Origin of the sequence: Pseudoalteromonas sp. KG3 (assembly GCF_030436385.1) — a bacterium.
Taxonomy (GTDB): domain Bacteria; phylum Pseudomonadota; class Gammaproteobacteria; order Enterobacterales; family Alteromonadaceae; genus Pseudoalteromonas; species Pseudoalteromonas prydzensis.
The window spans coordinates 1,819,923-1,834,144 of the sequence record NZ_CP098523.1 but is presented as its reverse complement, the minus strand read 5'-3'; the positions used below and the strand labels follow the sequence as shown (position 1 = coordinate 1,834,144).

Sequence of the window (14,222 nt, the reverse complement as noted above, 5' to 3'; positions counted from 1 at the left end):
CATTTAGCTTAAATACTGCTGAAATACCTCTAACCGCGCTTGCTCTAGCGCGGTTTTTATTTGCGCGCCTTTAATTCCTTGGGCAATAAATTGTTGCGGGTTGATTGCTCTTGCTGCGTTGGTTGCCGCTAAAAATTGTTGTTGGTTTGTAAGAAGGGCGGCTTGATTAATCTCAATAGCTTTAAGTACAGCCTCAAATCGCTCTGGGCGGCGCCATAAATCGAGTTGATTACAACAGTTGAGTAATTGCTCAGCGGTGATTGTTGGGCTAGTTAAGATTGCTTGATGGGCATTAAGTTGTAATGCGAGATCACGTACGTCATTAGGTAAACGAATCGTTTCACTAATGGCTTTGATATCATCGGCGGTTAACGAGCTGGTGGCTTGTGCAAACAATAATGCCTGTGTTGTTATATTTTGGCTTTGTGCGTATGCGTAACGGGTTTTTAGTTGTTGATATAATTCATCGTTCCAGTTACTCGCTAAAGCTGGGCTAATCGCACTGAGTGCGCCTAATTGCGCTAAAATATTTAGAAATTCAGCAAATGCACCATCAGCGAGGGACTTTTCACACTCTAACCAAATACGTTCTGCGGTCAGTGTCTTTAGCTCGCCACGGTTGATCATCTGAGTTAATAACGCTTTAGTTTCATCGGCAATGGTAAAGCCTAAATAGTGGTAGCGTGCGGCAAATCGTGCAACACGTAAGATACGCAGCGGATCTTCACTAAACGCCTCGGATACATGGCGCAGAATACGATTCTCTAAATCTTGTTTGCCACCGTAAGGGTCGATTAAGCTGCCATCATCCGCTTTAGCAATGGCATTGACCGTTAAATCGCGACGATGTAAATCATCTTCTAAGGTGACATCCGCTGAAAATTCGCAGACAAACCCAGTATACCCTTGGCCTTGTTTGCGTTCAGTACGGGCGAGGGCGTATTCGTCTTTGCTTTGTGGGTGTAGAAATACCGGAAAGTCTTTACCGACTTGCTGATAGCCTTGTTTCAGTAATTGTTCTGGTGTTGCTCCTACAACTACGTAGTCGCGCTCTTTAATAACTCGCCCAAGTAGTTCATCGCGAACCGCGCCACCTACCAAATAAATTTGCATAACTCACCCTGAATAGTAACTGTGCAAACTATTTTACGTTATTTAACTAATAAAACGCTAACAAGGTTTTCACTTAGCGCATTTTTTTGCCATTATAGACGCTGATTTACTCAGCAAGGAAATTCAGGGTGTATTTAAGCTATTTTGGCTTGTCAGAAAAACCATTTTCAATCGCGCCAAACCCACAGTATTTGTTTTTAAGCGAACGTCATAAAGAGGCTTTGGCTCACCTAACCTATGGTTTAGGTGAAGCGGGAGGCTTTGTATTACTTACTGGCGAAGTGGGCACAGGAAAAACTACCCTTACCCGTAGCTTGCAAGAGCAATTGCCAGAGAATACCCAAGTGGCTTTGATCCATAACCCTGCTTTGTCGCAGTTGGAGCTCTTGGCTAGTATTTGCGATGAATTTAGCATTGCTTATGATCAGCAAAATGCCACTTTAAAAACCTTAACTGATGCAATCAAAAAGCACCTTGAAGCGAACCATCAAGCTGGTGGTCACACTATTTTAATTATTGATGAAGCGCAGCTACTTGCGCCTGATGTACTTGAACAGTTGCGATTACTCACTAACATCGAAACCAATCATAAAAAATTATTGCAGATCGTGTTAGTTGGCCAACCTGAGTTACAAGCCTTACTGAAACGTAATGAGTTACGCCAGTTAGCACAACGGATCACCGCACGTTACCATTTATTACCATTAACCGAGGGGCAAACCTTTGCTTATGTTAAACATCGTTTATATGTTGCAGGCTGCGATCGCGGGTTATTCTCGAATGATGCATTAAAAACAATTCACTTAGTGACGGCGGGTATCCCGCGTTTAGTGAATTTATTATGTGAGCGCTGTTTAATGGGGGCCTTTTCTAAGCAGCTAACCATGATTGATAGTGATATAGTGATGCGCTCTGCACAAGAAGCGTTACCGCCGAGTGCGTTAAGTGCGGTTAGTTTAGCGCCGCAGTCGTCGTTTAATTGGCTCTACCCGTTGGCATTTTTAACCGTGCTCAGTATGGGTATTGGTTTGTCGTTTATTTTTTAATTAATGGTCATATATGTCGTATTTATTAGACGCCTTAAAACAATCCGAACAACATGACGAAGCGTCTGTGCATGATAGAAACGCTGAGCAATTAAAACAACAGCAAGAGTTGCAACGCTATCGTTTTATTGCGATTTCGCTTGGTTTGTTAGTTGCTTTTTTACTGACCTTGATGGCGGGATTTTCAATTGGTAAATGGTTACAAACAAATCATTTAAATGCCCCTGAACAAGTGGCAACGACTGTTGATAAGCAAGCAGTAGAACCAGCTGAAAAAGCCCCAACTACTGTCGAGCCTGAGCAATCTACACCTGCGCCAACCAATCCCGCACAAGTTAATCCAACACAAACGAGTCCAACGCAAGTTGCCAGCACGCAGCCTATACCACAGCAGCAGTTTGTTCAGCCTCAGCAATATCAACAAGCTGCAGGGCAATATCAATGGGTGCAAGTGCCAGTAAACAATATGCCTAGTTACCCGCAAGGTCAGCCTATGCTAGTGCAAACGCCTAATGGCTATCAGCAAGTGTATGCAGCACCGCAACAGCAATACAATCCGAATACAATGCAAATGCAGCCAACCATTAATACTAGTGCCAATAATATCGATATGAGTAAATACAAGGTATTAGGTAAACCTATCGGTGAGCCTGCTAGTGAGAAGGCAAAACCAGCAACAGCAAGTGATGAGGAACTCGAAACAGTACCAACAGCACTAAAAGATGCCTTTGCCCGTGCCATCGAAGACACCCAAGATACAAGGCCGCACCAAATAACCCAAGGCACTAAAAACTCATCTTATGCGCAGCCAATTGAGTTATTGCCGGATGCCTTGCTGGCGATAATCCCAGATATTAAATACCAAGCTCATATTTATTCATCATCGCAAGATAAGCGTTGGGTGAAACTTAATAACCGTGAGTTATATGAAGGCGATAGCATTGGTGATTTACGAGTATTGGAGATCACCCCAGAGCAAACGGTACTTAGTTTTGATGACTATGAATTTAGTTTAAAAGCGCTGCAAGATTGGCCCGAGTGAAGATTATATAGCTACTTCGCGCAGGCTAATTTCGTTTTCGGTGATAATTACGGTAAAATTGAATGCTTAAAAAAACGAATTAAATCAATATTAAAATCGGCAGGCTTCACGGCTGCTTCTAAACTATCTTGAGCACGATTATGCGCCAGATCAATATCGGTTACTTCGGTGTAATGAGCGTGTTTTGCATTATAAAAGGTCTTTACCACCGGCTTTAGCGGGCTACTAGGGTTACTTTTGGTCACTAAACCGACTTTTTGACTGGATAGCTTAACTAGCGTGCCAACTGGATGAATACCAATGCACTGAATAAACTTAGTTAATAGCTCGCCATCAAAGCTATCAGGGCAACCATCCTTTAAGATTTTAAAGGCTTTGATTGGCTCCATGCCCGCTTTATAAACACGCTCAGCGGTTAGGGCATCGTATACATCAACAATCGATGCCATTCTCACATATTGACTAATTTCATCGGCTTGCTTTGCAAACGGGTAACCTGTGCCATCTAATCGTTCGTGATGATACCCGGCGATGTCGACGGCAATACCTTTAAGACCTGATTTTTCTAAAATTTGCTTACTAAACAGGGCATGATTTTGCATGATTTTATATTCATCATCAGTCAGTTTGCCTGGCTTATTAAGAATTTCGTCAGGGATCTGAATTTTACCAATATCATGTAATAGCGCACCGGTGGCAAGCTCTTCAATCAGTGCTTTATCAAAGCCTAAGTGTTTGGCAAAAATGCTGAGCAAAATAGATACATTAATCGAATGCTCTAGCAGGTAAGTATCCTTTTCACGCATTCGGGTTATGCAGGCAAGGGCATCTTGGTTACGAAATACAGAATCAATAAAGCCACTTGCAAGCTCTTTAAATGGCGCGATATCTATAGTGTTACCGGCTTTTATGTCGGTGAATGCCTTGCTTTGTAATTGCTTTGCTTCGGTGTAGAGTTTTAACGCTTTATCCATCTCTTTTTCAACACTGTGTGTTGTGTGCCATGGATCACGGTGTTTTGGTGGGACAACTTTTACAGTTTCGGTAGCGACCGGCGGGCTTTGCGCAACATAAGTAGCAAAAAGGGCGCTAATTAGCGCCCTTTTTATATCTACTTAAACGTTACTCGTCGTCTTCAACTAAAGTCATTAGTGATGTATTACCACCTGATGCGGTAGTATCAATACTAATAGTCTTTTCGGTTAATAAACGCTTGATTAGCGTATCGTAGTACTCTGCACTGATCACTGGCAAAATTGCGCCTTTACGTTGTGCTAGCTGTTGGCTGAAATAACCTAAGCGAGAAGAACGTGCTGCAACTACCGCACCTGCTAAATGCGGGTGGGCCAAAATAGCTTGTAACTGGTTTGGTTTAGCTACTTGGAATACCCCTTCAGCAATGCCTGTTGAGATAAACTTATCTTTAAACGCGACAGCTTCCTCATAGAATAACTCAGACGCTACGGTGATCACGGTATTACCCGCAGCAAGTGCGGTGATGATCGAAATAGCCCAGAAGTTAAACGAGGTGCTTTTATCTGCATAACATACTACACAACCACGTGCTTCAAGATGCAGGGTATTTGATTCACCTGTAGGCCCAGGCAAAGTAGTAAACTTACGCATGTGCTTTTCTAGGCGATTAAGCTGCGCACGTGCATCGGCAAGTGTCAGTGCTAAATCGTCCGCCAGCTCATCGATGATATCAACCGTTGCTACTTTAGCAAGTAACTGACGTACCGCAGAAACACGGTCGTTCAGTGGTGTTGCACGCCAGATTTTTTCATCGCGCATTGAGTTAGCCATTAACTTTTCAACTTGCTCTGCAGCACCAGAGTAGTGGTGAGTATCAAGCTCATCAGGCGTTAAGTTAGTCATTTGTACGTTTTCTGGCGATGCTTTTTCTTTAACTAAACGAGTTAAGTAGTTAGGGCCACCGGCTTTAGGGCCAGTACCAGATAAACCACGGCCACCAAACGGTTGCACACCAACAATTGCACCAATCATGTTACGGTTAACGTAGACGTTACCGGCACGTGACATTTTAGCTAGGTATTCACAACGCTCTTCAATACGAGAGTGAATGCCCATAGTTAAACCAAAGCCAGTGTTATTGATTTGGTCAATCACGTTATCAAGCTCTGAGCCTTTAAAGCGAATAACGTGTACACATGGGCCAAATACTTCGCGTTTTAGTACTGATAAATCTTTGATCTCATATAAACGTGGCGCAAAGAAGTAAGCCCCGTTTTCACTGTTATCAGGAATTTTACACTCATAATGCAGTGTTGCGTTGCCTTTTAAGTACTCAACGTGTTCGTTTAAGTTCTTCAGTGCTTTTTCATCGATGACCGGACCAATATCGGTTGATAGCAATGATGGATCGCCAACGTGTAGCTCTTTTAACGCGCCTTTGAGCATTTCAATCACGCCATCAGCAATGTCTTCTTGTAAGAATAAAACACGTAGCGCTGAACAACGTTGACCGGCACTTTGGAAGCCAGAGCTGATCACATCATCAACAACTTGCTCAGGCAGTGCTGTTGAATCGACGATCATACAGTTTTGACCACCGGTTTCGGCGATTAGTGGCACTTGAATATCGTTACGAGCCGCCAATGTTTGCGAAATAAGCGTGCCCGTTTCGGTTGAACCGGTGAACATAACCGCCTGAATACGCTCATCAGGAACAATGGTTTTACCTACTTCACTACCGCGAGCGATAACAGGTTGTACTACGTGTTCAGGTAAGCCAACCGATAACATTAGCTCAATCGTACGCAGTGCGATGTAGCTTGTTTGTTCAGCTGGTTTGGCGATAACTGTATTACCAGTTACGATCGCAGCAGCGACTTGACCTAAGAAAATTGCTAATGGGAAGTTCCACGGGCTGATACATAAGATCACACCACGGGCTTCAAAACGCTCATCTTCACTTAGTTCTTCGGCACGGGCTGCGTAGTAACGACAAAAATCAACCGCTTCACGTACTTCGTCAATGCCATCTTGTGCCACTTTACCAGCTTCTTTGATACAGATAGCCACAAGCTCATCGTGATGACGCTCTAGGATGTCAGCAATACGGCGTAATAGATTTGCGCGCTCTTTAACTGGCGTTTGTGACCATGATTCAAAAGCCGTTTCTGCGTTTGCTAATAGGGCAAGCATATCATCGCTGTTTTGTAATTTAACATGGCCGATGATTTCTTTATGGTTTGCAGGGTTTTTAACTGCAATAGACCCTTCAGGAATATCGCTTTCACTAATGCGGTGCTCTGCAAACCAGTTATCAAGATTTGCTTTGAATGGCGTGATCACATTGATATCGGTTAAATCCATGCCTTTTGAATTAGCACGTTCAGCGCCGTATAAATCAATTGGCATTTTGATTTGCGTGTTGTATTTATTACGTAACCCTTGCAGTGTTTCTACCGGATCAGGTAATAATGATTCTACGGGTTTAGTGGTATCAACAATGGCATTGACAAACGATGAGTTCGCACCGTTTTCAAGTAAACGACGTACTAAGTAAGCCAATAAGTCTTCGTGTTGACCAACAGGGGCATACACACGACACTGAATTTTTTCTTCAGTTACGATTTGGTCGAATAATGATTCACCCATACCGTGCAGACGTTGGAATTCAAAACCTTGGTTATCACCTTTAGCTACTTCTAAAATAGTCGCGGCAGTGTAGGCATTATGCGTTGCAAATTGCGGGTAAAGTACATCGCGCGCTTCTAGCATTTTGATTGCGCAGGCTTTGTACGATACATCGGTAGTCGCTTTACGAGTAAATACTGGGAAATGCTCTAAACCATCTTGTTGAGTAGTTTTGATTTCTGTATCCCAGTAGGCGCCTTTAACTAAACGCACCATCATTTTACGGCCTACACGCCCAGCAAGCTCAGTTAACCATTCAATCACAAAAATGGCGCGTTTTTGATACGCTTGCACGGCTAAACCAAAACCATGCCAACCAGCTAGGTCATCGTCACTAAATACTGCTTCAATCACATCAAGCGAGATATCTAAACGGTCCGCTTCTTCAGCATCAACAGTAAAACCGATATCGTAGCTTTTTGCTGCCATGGCTAGCTCTTTAAGCTTAGGCACAATCTCGCTCATCACACGTTCTTTGTGAGTAAACTCATAACGAGGGTGGATCGCAGACAGCTTCACTGAAATACCTGGGCTCTTAATTGGGCCACGGCCGTTTGCCGCTTTACCAATTGCATGAATCGCATTCATGTAGCTATTGAAGTAACGGTCAGCATCTTTCATGGTGCGAGCGCCTTCGCCTAGCATATCGTATGAATACACATAGCCTTTTTGTTCTTTTTCAGCAGCGCGCTCAATTGCTTCGTCAATGGTGCGACCCATTACAAACTGCTTACCCATGATCTTCATGGCAAAGTTTACTGACTTACGAATAACCGGTTCACCTAAGCGACCAATGGTTTTTTTCAATACGCCAAATTGCTGCTCTTTGGTTTTATCTGTGTAGTTAACCATTTTACCGGTTACTAATAAGCCCCAAGATGATGCATTTACAAATAAAGAGTCACTGCTACCTAAGTGAGAGCTCCAATCGCCTTTGGCTAACTTATCGCGAATTAGGGTATCTTGAGTGGCTTTATCTGGCACACGAAGCAGGGCTTCGGCTAAACACATCAATACCACACCTTCTTCACTTGAAAGTGAGAACTCATTTAAAAGTGCATCAACACCGCTTTGACCATCTTGGTCACGGCGAATATTGTGAACTATTTGACGAGCACGTTCCCAAGCACGGCTGCGGGCTTTTACGCCTACCTCAGCAAGCGGTAAAATATGATCAATTACGGCATTTTCATCGATGCGGTAAAAGTCACGGATTTTTTGTCGAATTGGACACGTTGTTGTCAAATCGCCGTCGAATAACATAAGCAACCCTCTGGTGTGTGGAGTCTTGCAGCAAAAAATTTTGCTGCCTGATTTTCATCTGTGTAATGCGTGCATTCTAATTAAATTCCAGCAGAATATGCTGGTTAAATTTAGCGTTTTACGATAATTTACAGGGCATACCTTAAACTTATCCGCATAAAATTCTGTTATGACAAGTCCGAATAGATTACGTATGCTAGATCGCATCGATTTAGCAATTTTAGACGTTCTGCAAAAAAACGGCAGAATTTCTAATGTTAACCTCGCAAAGCAGGTTAATTTGAGCCCCAGCCCTTGTCTTGATCGGGTTAAACGGCTTGAACAAGAAGGCTATATAGAAGGCTACTTTGCTAAGCTTAGCGAAGCAAAGCTTAATCAGAGCTTAGTTGCCCATGTGCAAGTGTCGTTAGTGACGTCGAACACTGCGGTTTTTAAAGTGTTTCGCGAACATATTTTAAAAATAAAACAAGTAGTTGAGTGTGACATGGTTGCTGGCGGCTACGATTATTTATTAAAAATTCGAGTTTGCGACATGGATGAGTATCGCCAAGTGTTAGGGGATTTAGTCGATATACCAGGAGTGGGCACACATCACACTTATATGGTGATAGAAAAGATCAAACAGGATACAGGCCTGAGATTAGATACTTAAATTAAAACTCGCTGCTAGCCGACGTAGACGCGGGTTTACCCCGCGTAATTAAATAGGGACTAGGTTCTAGGAAGTGACTAGGTGCTAGGTTATGTGTCACATCGAGAGTGAGTAGTTTATCTCTAAAAATAAGCCTGTGGTGGATGCAATTTTCAAAATTGGGCCTCCCACATCCCACAAAGCCATGGTAAAAAGCTTTAAGTAGATTAAGCATTCTGCGAGTTATCAGTAATTAAATTATCGTGATCAGGCGGTAAGTCACAGAGTTTAATTGATTCCATAATACGCTGTTGCGATTCGAGCGCATGTTGCTCCCATTTTTTATGCTTATGGGAAAGGTCAACACGATGATTAAACTTTACCTCTAAAAAAGCATGCTCACTCAGTGGCAAACAATAAAAATCATGGCGAGAGAGGCTATTATTTCTTTTTACTTGGTAAAACACCCACTGGCGGTCATTAAGTATAATCTCTTTGGCGGCAGGTAATGGCGGCTTTCCATAAGATTCAATACGACCTAAAATTTCTTCCTCTAACTCATCTGGCTCAAAGGGGACGGCCATTTTACTAGATTCTAACGTAGTATCATTTTTAATTTCGGTATTTCTGCCATCAGGTCCCCAATGGAAGCTATCGTATGATTCAATAACAAAAAGTTTTAATTGTGTGATATCCAGTGCATTAATTTTATTGGTTTGTTTAATCCGTAACTGACAACTGAGCATGCCATACTCACTACTTGGTAAATAACTTATTGGTGGTAAATACATCCAGTTTTCAGTGAACATATGTACATATTGGTGATGTAAATATTTTTTTTTGTTTTGATTAAACCAACTGATTGAATTATAAGGAAACGAAATATCAATTGTAGATGGCGCAGCTGCGACATTGCTATCCGGTACATCGAGAGTGAGTAGCTTATCTTCTAATATTAGGCGATGGTGGATACAGTTGTCGAAACTAGGCCCTCCCACAAAGCCACGGTAAAAAGCTTTAAGTAGATTAAGCATTCTGCGAGTTATCAGTAATTAAATTATCGTGATCAGGCGGTAAGTCACAGAGTTTAATTGATTCCATAATACGCTGTTGCGATTCGAGCGCATGTTTCTCCCATTTTTTATGCTTATGGGAAAGGTCAACACGATGATTAAACTTTACCTCTAAAAAAGCATGCTCACTCAGTGGCAAACAATAAAAATCATGGCGAGAGAGGCTATTATTTCTTTTTACTTGGTAAAACACCCACTGGCGATTATTAATCATAACTTCTTTAGCCGCCGGTAATGGTGGATACCCCCGAGTCTCAATACGCCCTAAAATTTCCTCTTTTAATTCACTTGGCTCAAAGGGAACGGCCATTTTACTTGATTCTAACGTGGTATCATTTTTAACTGCGGTATTTCTACCATCAGGCCCCCAATGAAAGTTATCGTACTCATCAATCACAAAGCGTTTTAATTGTGCGGTATCAAGTGCATTTATTTCTGAGGTTTGTTTAATCCGTAACTGGCAACTAAGCATGCCATACTCGCTGCTTGGCAAGTAGCTTACTGGCGGTAAATACAACCAGTTTTTAGTAAGCATATGTACATATACGTGGTGTAAATAATCTTGCTTATGCTGATTAAACCAGCTGGTTGAATTATACGGAAATGACACATCAATGGTAGACGGTACAGCAGCAACATTACTGCTAGGCACATCAAGGGTTAACAGCTTATCTTCTAAAATGAAGCGATAGTGAATACAGTTATCAAAACTGGGCCCGCCAATAAAACCACGGTAAAAAGCTTTGGCTAAATTAAACATTATTCGAATTATCAGTAATTAAGTTATCGAGGTCAGGAGGTAAATCACTGAGTTTAATTGATTCCATAATCCGCTGTTGCGATTCGAGCGCATGCTTAGCCCATTTTTTATGCTTATCAGAGCGGTCAACACGATGATTAAATTCAACCTCTAAAAATGCATGCTCACTTAATGGTAAACAATAAAAATCTTGGCGAGAGAGGCTATTATTTCTTTTTACTTGGTAAAACACCCACTGGCGATTATTAAATATAACTTCCTTGGCCGCCGGTAGTGGTGGATAACCATGTAGCTTAATGTATTCTTCAATCTCTTCCTTAATTTCAGCTTCAGTCCACGTTACTGAGCTTTTACTCTTTTGTAATTTGATTTTTTCAGTTATCTCTGTATTTTTCCCATCAGCCGCCCAATGAAATCTATCATATAATTCAATAACAAAGCGCTTTAATTGGTTTTTGTCTTGTGCATTTATTTCTGAGGTTTGTTTAATCCGTAATTGGCAACTGAGCATGCCATACTCACTACTGGGCAAATAACTAACTGGTGGCAAATACATCCAGTTTTCAGTGAGCATATGCACGTATTCATGATATAAATAATCTTCCTTATGCTGATTGAACCAGCTGGTTGAATTATACGGAAATGAGATATCAATAGTAGATGGTACAGCTGCAACATTGCTATCCGGTACATCGAGAGTGAGTAGCTTATCTTCTAATATTAGGCGATGGTGGATACAGTTGTCGAAACTAGGGCCACCGATAAAACCACGGTAAAAAGCCTTGGCTAAATTAATCATTCTTAGAATTATCAGTAATTAAATTATCGTGATCGGGGGGTAAATCACTGAATTTAATTGATTCCATAATACGCTGTTGTGATTCTAATGCATGTTTATCCCATTTTTTATGCTTATCAGAGCGGTCAACACGATGGTTAAACTTTACCTCTAAAAAAGCATGCTCACTTAACGACAAACAATAAAAGTCATGCCGAGAAAGAACATTCCCCCTGCACTCTTGGTAAAACACCCAGTGGCGATTATTAATAATTATCTCTTGAGCCGCAGGCAATGGCGGTTGACCATAAACTTCAATACGACCTATAATTTCTTCTTTGAGTGCCTCACCTTGCCAAGGGTTTGCTCTTTTACTCGATTCTAACGTGGTATCATTTTTAACTTCGGTATTTCTGCCATCAGGTCCCCAATGAAATTTATCATATGATTCAATAACAAAATGTTTTAATTGTGCGGTATCAAGCACATTAATTTTATTGGTTTGTTTAATCCGTAACTGACAACTGAGCATGCCATACTCACTACTTGGTAAATAGCTTACTGGTGGTAAATACATCCAGTTTTTAGTGAGCATATGCACGTATTCATGGTATAAATAATTTTTTTTATGTTGATCAAACCAAGTCTTTGAATTATATGGAAATGAAACATCCATAGGTTTCTGAACAGCAGCAACGTTACTGCTGGGTACATCAATTGTAAGTAGCTTATCTTCTAATATTAGGCGATGGTGGATACAGTTGTCGAAACTGGGGCCACCGATAAAGCCGCGGTAAAACGCTTTGGCTAAATTAAGCATTATTGGAATTATCAGTAATTAAATTATCGTGGTCAGGGGGTAGCTCACTGAGCTTAATTGATTCCATAATCCGCTGTTGCGATTCGAGCGCATGTTTATCCCATTTTTTATGCTTATCTGAGCGGTCAACACGATGGTTAAACTTTACTTCTAAAAAAGCATGCTCACTTAATGGCAAACAATAAAAATCATGGCGAGAGCGTCTATTTGATTTTTTGATTTGATAAAATACCCATTGGCGATTATTAATCATAACCTCTTTAGGGGCAGGTAATGGCGGCTTTCCATAAGATTCAATACGACCTATAATTTCTTCTTTTAAAGCTTCCCCCTGCCAAGGATTTGCTCTTTTACTCGATTCTAAGGTGGTATCATTTTTGATTTTAGTGTTTTTTCCATCTGGGGCCCAATGAAAGTCATCGTACTCATCAATTACAAAATGTTTTAATTGGCTGATATCAAGCACATTGATTTTATTGGTTTGTTTAATCCGTAACTGACAACTGAGCATGCCATACTCACTACTAGGCAAATAACTAACTGGTGGTAAATACATCCAATTTTCAGTGAGCATATGCACGTATTCATGATGTAAATAGTTTTTTTTATGTTGGTTAAACCAGCTTGTTGAATTGTAAGGAAATGAGATATCGATGGTAGACGGTACAGCTGCGACATTGCTATCCGGCACATCGAGAGTGAGTAGTTTGTCTTCTAGAATCAGGCGATGGTGAACACAATTTTCAAAATTGGGCCCGCCAATAAAACCACGATAAAACGCCTTAGCTAACTTGATCATAATCGCGCATCCGTCGGCGGTAGAGTTTTAATAAACTTTCTTACTACATCGGCTTTATCATTATAGCCAAGCATTTGCAGTTGGTCAGCGTAAGTGACTAGACCTAAAAATGGCAAAGTATGAGGGCTGGCACCAGCATCATCTCCTGTAACTAAGCCTTTAAATTTCATCGAACGGACAAGACTGCTTGACGATAAGTCATTACGACCCGCTAAATTTGGCACTAAGTCATAGGGGTTGTTACGCACTGCTATTACTTTTAATCCGGTACTATGGGCAATGCGTTTTAAACGCTCGATATTTGAACCGGAGCCATGCACCGCGAGTTGCTGCCCTGTAAGTGGCTTACCATAGTAAATACGATAATGCTCTAATGCCGCGCAAAAAATTATCGCCCCTTGACTGTGCGCGACCCATTTGACCTGTTTGCCTTGCTGGTTATTTTGTGCCAGCACAGCTGCTAAATGTTGGGCGTTATGGGATTTAGTGCCTAAGCGTTTATCAAACGCGCACTCCACTAAGTCCAGCTTTGGCCTATCTGTTGGGTTATGAAAGAGTGTATAGGCTTTTATACCGTCACCCTCATAGGCTCTATCAAGGTGGGTGCCCATTAACCATGTGGCTTTGGTAAGCTCATTTTGCATACCATTGACCGCTGCATGTTGTGTATTGACTCGAGTCGTTGGAGTAACGTCTTCATCCCACGCTCCTTGTATTTCTTCTATCTCTTCCCTCTTCATGGCTTTATTATAAGTATGATTACTAAGCCTTTTTACTTCATAAAGCATGGTGCGCTCTGCAGCAAAGTTGCTTTTAGCTCCCTGCAATTGCCTATCGAAAAGTATATCTTCCAAATTGATAAAATTATTTTTAAGTGAGTATTCAATTAAAAAATGATAATTACGAAATGGGTATTTTGTTCGCCATAAGCGCCGTAGCGGGTTACGGCTATGCTTGATTGAGTTTTGCGCGTTCGGGTTAGCGCATATTTGAATGATATCGGCGCACACCATTTTTAAGTCATAATCATTGAGCTGCGATAGCATAGCGAGAGCTTGGCAAGTAAATTTAGCTTTATTAAATGGGAAATTAACAGGGAGATTAACACCAAAATCACGACAGCTAAGTGCATCAAGTGGGATAACAGAGTGAGCATTAATGGTTTTATTGAGTTTAGACCAAGACATATTTCTTCCTTGTAAATGAGTCTGTGCCCGAAATAATACTGTAATTC

11 protein-coding genes and 1 pseudogene are annotated in these 14,222 nt (G+C 41.4%); 3 read left to right on the top strand and 9 right to left on the bottom strand.

Annotation, left to right across the window (positions count from 1 at the left end; all coding sequences use genetic code 11):
* Positions 1-3: 3 nt before the first annotated feature.
* Positions 4-1,113 (bottom strand): tRNA nucleotidyltransferase, encoded by a 1,110-nt coding sequence (locus NDQ71_RS08640; protein WP_301562596.1) that lies wholly within the window; start codon positions 1,111-1,113, stop codon positions 4-6.
* A gap of 128 nt (positions 1,114-1,241) precedes the next feature.
* On the opposite strand from NDQ71_RS08640, the gene NDQ71_RS08635 reads away from it, so the two are divergent.
* Together NDQ71_RS08635 and NDQ71_RS08630 are read left to right on the top strand one after the other, a co-directional pair.
* On the top strand, positions 1,242-2,159 hold the full coding sequence (locus NDQ71_RS08635) for an ExeA family protein (RefSeq protein ID WP_192541419.1): 918 nt from the start codon (positions 1,242-1,244) through the stop codon (positions 2,157-2,159).
* A gap of 13 nt (positions 2,160-2,172) precedes the next feature.
* On the top strand, positions 2,173-3,201 hold the full coding sequence (locus tag NDQ71_RS08630) for a general secretion pathway protein GspB (RefSeq protein WP_301562595.1): 1,029 nt from the start codon (positions 2,173-2,175) through the stop codon (positions 3,199-3,201).
* A gap of 47 nt (positions 3,202-3,248) precedes the next feature.
* Here the strand turns inward: NDQ71_RS08630 and NDQ71_RS08625 are convergent.
* Together NDQ71_RS08625 and putA are read right to left on the bottom strand one after the other, a co-directional pair.
* Positions 3,249-4,214: pseudogene (locus NDQ71_RS08625) on the bottom strand (HD-GYP domain-containing protein); the annotation flags it as partial.
* 109 nt (positions 4,215-4,323) lie between these two features.
* Positions 4,324-8,127 (bottom strand): bifunctional proline dehydrogenase/L-glutamate gamma-semialdehyde dehydrogenase PutA, encoded by a 3,804-nt coding sequence (putA, locus tag NDQ71_RS08620; protein ID WP_192541417.1) that lies wholly within the window; start codon positions 8,125-8,127, stop codon positions 4,324-4,326.
* A 169-nt stretch (positions 8,128-8,296) separates the two neighbouring features.
* On the opposite strand from putA, the gene NDQ71_RS08615 reads away from it, so the two are divergent.
* Positions 8,297-8,779 carry a winged helix-turn-helix transcriptional regulator gene (locus NDQ71_RS08615; protein ID WP_064667946.1) on the top strand — a complete coding sequence of 161 codons (483 nt, stop codon included), beginning with the start codon at positions 8,297-8,299 and terminating at the stop codon, positions 8,777-8,779.
* Positions 8,780-8,985: 206 nt separating this feature from the next.
* Here the strand turns inward: NDQ71_RS08615 and NDQ71_RS08610 are convergent, their stop codons facing one another.
* The 6 genes from NDQ71_RS08610 to NDQ71_RS08585 are packed head-to-tail and all read right to left on the bottom strand — an operon-like array spanning position 8,986 to position 14,175.
* Complete coding sequence (locus NDQ71_RS08610; protein ID WP_192541416.1) at positions 8,986-9,792, bottom strand: hypothetical protein; 807 nt, start codon at positions 9,790-9,792, stop codon at positions 8,986-8,988.
* Positions 9,785-10,591, bottom strand: coding sequence for a hypothetical protein (locus NDQ71_RS08605; protein ID WP_192541415.1), 807 nt, complete (start codon positions 10,589-10,591; stop codon positions 9,785-9,787). The genes NDQ71_RS08610 and NDQ71_RS08605 overlap by 8 nt, the downstream gene beginning before the upstream one ends.
* The gene (locus NDQ71_RS08600) at positions 10,584-11,390 is read right to left on the bottom strand and encodes a hypothetical protein (protein WP_301562594.1); all 807 of its coding nucleotides are present in this window, start codon (positions 11,388-11,390) and stop codon (positions 10,584-10,586) included. Before NDQ71_RS08600 ends, NDQ71_RS08605 begins: the two co-directional genes overlap by 8 nt.
* Complete coding sequence (locus NDQ71_RS08595) at positions 11,383-12,189, bottom strand: hypothetical protein (protein WP_301562593.1); 807 nt, start codon at positions 12,187-12,189, stop codon at positions 11,383-11,385. The genes NDQ71_RS08600 and NDQ71_RS08595 overlap by 8 nt, the downstream gene beginning before the upstream one ends.
* Entirely contained in the window at positions 12,182-12,988 is an 807-nt protein-coding gene (locus NDQ71_RS08590; RefSeq protein WP_301562592.1) for a hypothetical protein, read from the bottom strand. Before NDQ71_RS08590 ends, NDQ71_RS08595 begins: the two co-directional genes overlap by 8 nt.
* Complete coding sequence (locus tag NDQ71_RS08585; RefSeq protein ID WP_301562591.1) at positions 12,985-14,175, bottom strand: hypothetical protein; 1,191 nt, start codon at positions 14,173-14,175, stop codon at positions 12,985-12,987. Before NDQ71_RS08585 ends, NDQ71_RS08590 begins: the two co-directional genes overlap by 4 nt.
* Positions 14,176-14,222 lie beyond the last annotated feature (47 nt).

What these genes read in the sequence shown, in the direction of transcription:
- NDQ71_RS08640 (WP_301562596.1), bottom strand. Translation starts at nt 1,113, where the DNA reads ATGCAAATTTATTTGGTAGGTGGCGCGGTTCGCGATGAACTACTTGGG.
- NDQ71_RS08630 (WP_301562595.1), top strand. Translation starts at nt 2,173, where the DNA reads ATGTCGTATTTATTAGACGCCTTAAAACAATCCGAACAACATGACGAA.
- putA (WP_192541417.1), bottom strand. Translation starts at nt 8,127, where the DNA reads ATGTTATTCGACGGCGATTTGACAACAACGTGTCCAATTCGACAAAAA.
- NDQ71_RS08615 (WP_064667946.1), top strand. Translation starts at nt 8,297, where the DNA reads ATGACAAGTCCGAATAGATTACGTATGCTAGATCGCATCGATTTAGCA.
- NDQ71_RS08610 (WP_192541416.1), bottom strand. Translation starts at nt 9,792, where the DNA reads ATGCTTAATCTACTTAAAGCTTTTTACCGTGGCTTTGTGGGAGGGCCT.
- NDQ71_RS08605 (WP_192541415.1), bottom strand. Translation starts at nt 10,591, where the DNA reads ATGTTTAATTTAGCCAAAGCTTTTTACCGTGGTTTTATTGGCGGGCCC.
- NDQ71_RS08600 (WP_301562594.1), bottom strand. Translation starts at nt 11,390, where the DNA reads ATGATTAATTTAGCCAAGGCTTTTTACCGTGGTTTTATCGGTGGCCCT.
- NDQ71_RS08595 (WP_301562593.1), bottom strand. Translation starts at nt 12,189, where the DNA reads ATGCTTAATTTAGCCAAAGCGTTTTACCGCGGCTTTATCGGTGGCCCC.
- NDQ71_RS08590 (WP_301562592.1), bottom strand. Translation starts at nt 12,988, where the DNA reads ATGATCAAGTTAGCTAAGGCGTTTTATCGTGGTTTTATTGGCGGGCCC.
- NDQ71_RS08585 (WP_301562591.1), bottom strand. Translation starts at nt 14,175, where the DNA reads ATGTCTTGGTCTAAACTCAATAAAACCATTAATGCTCACTCTGTTATC.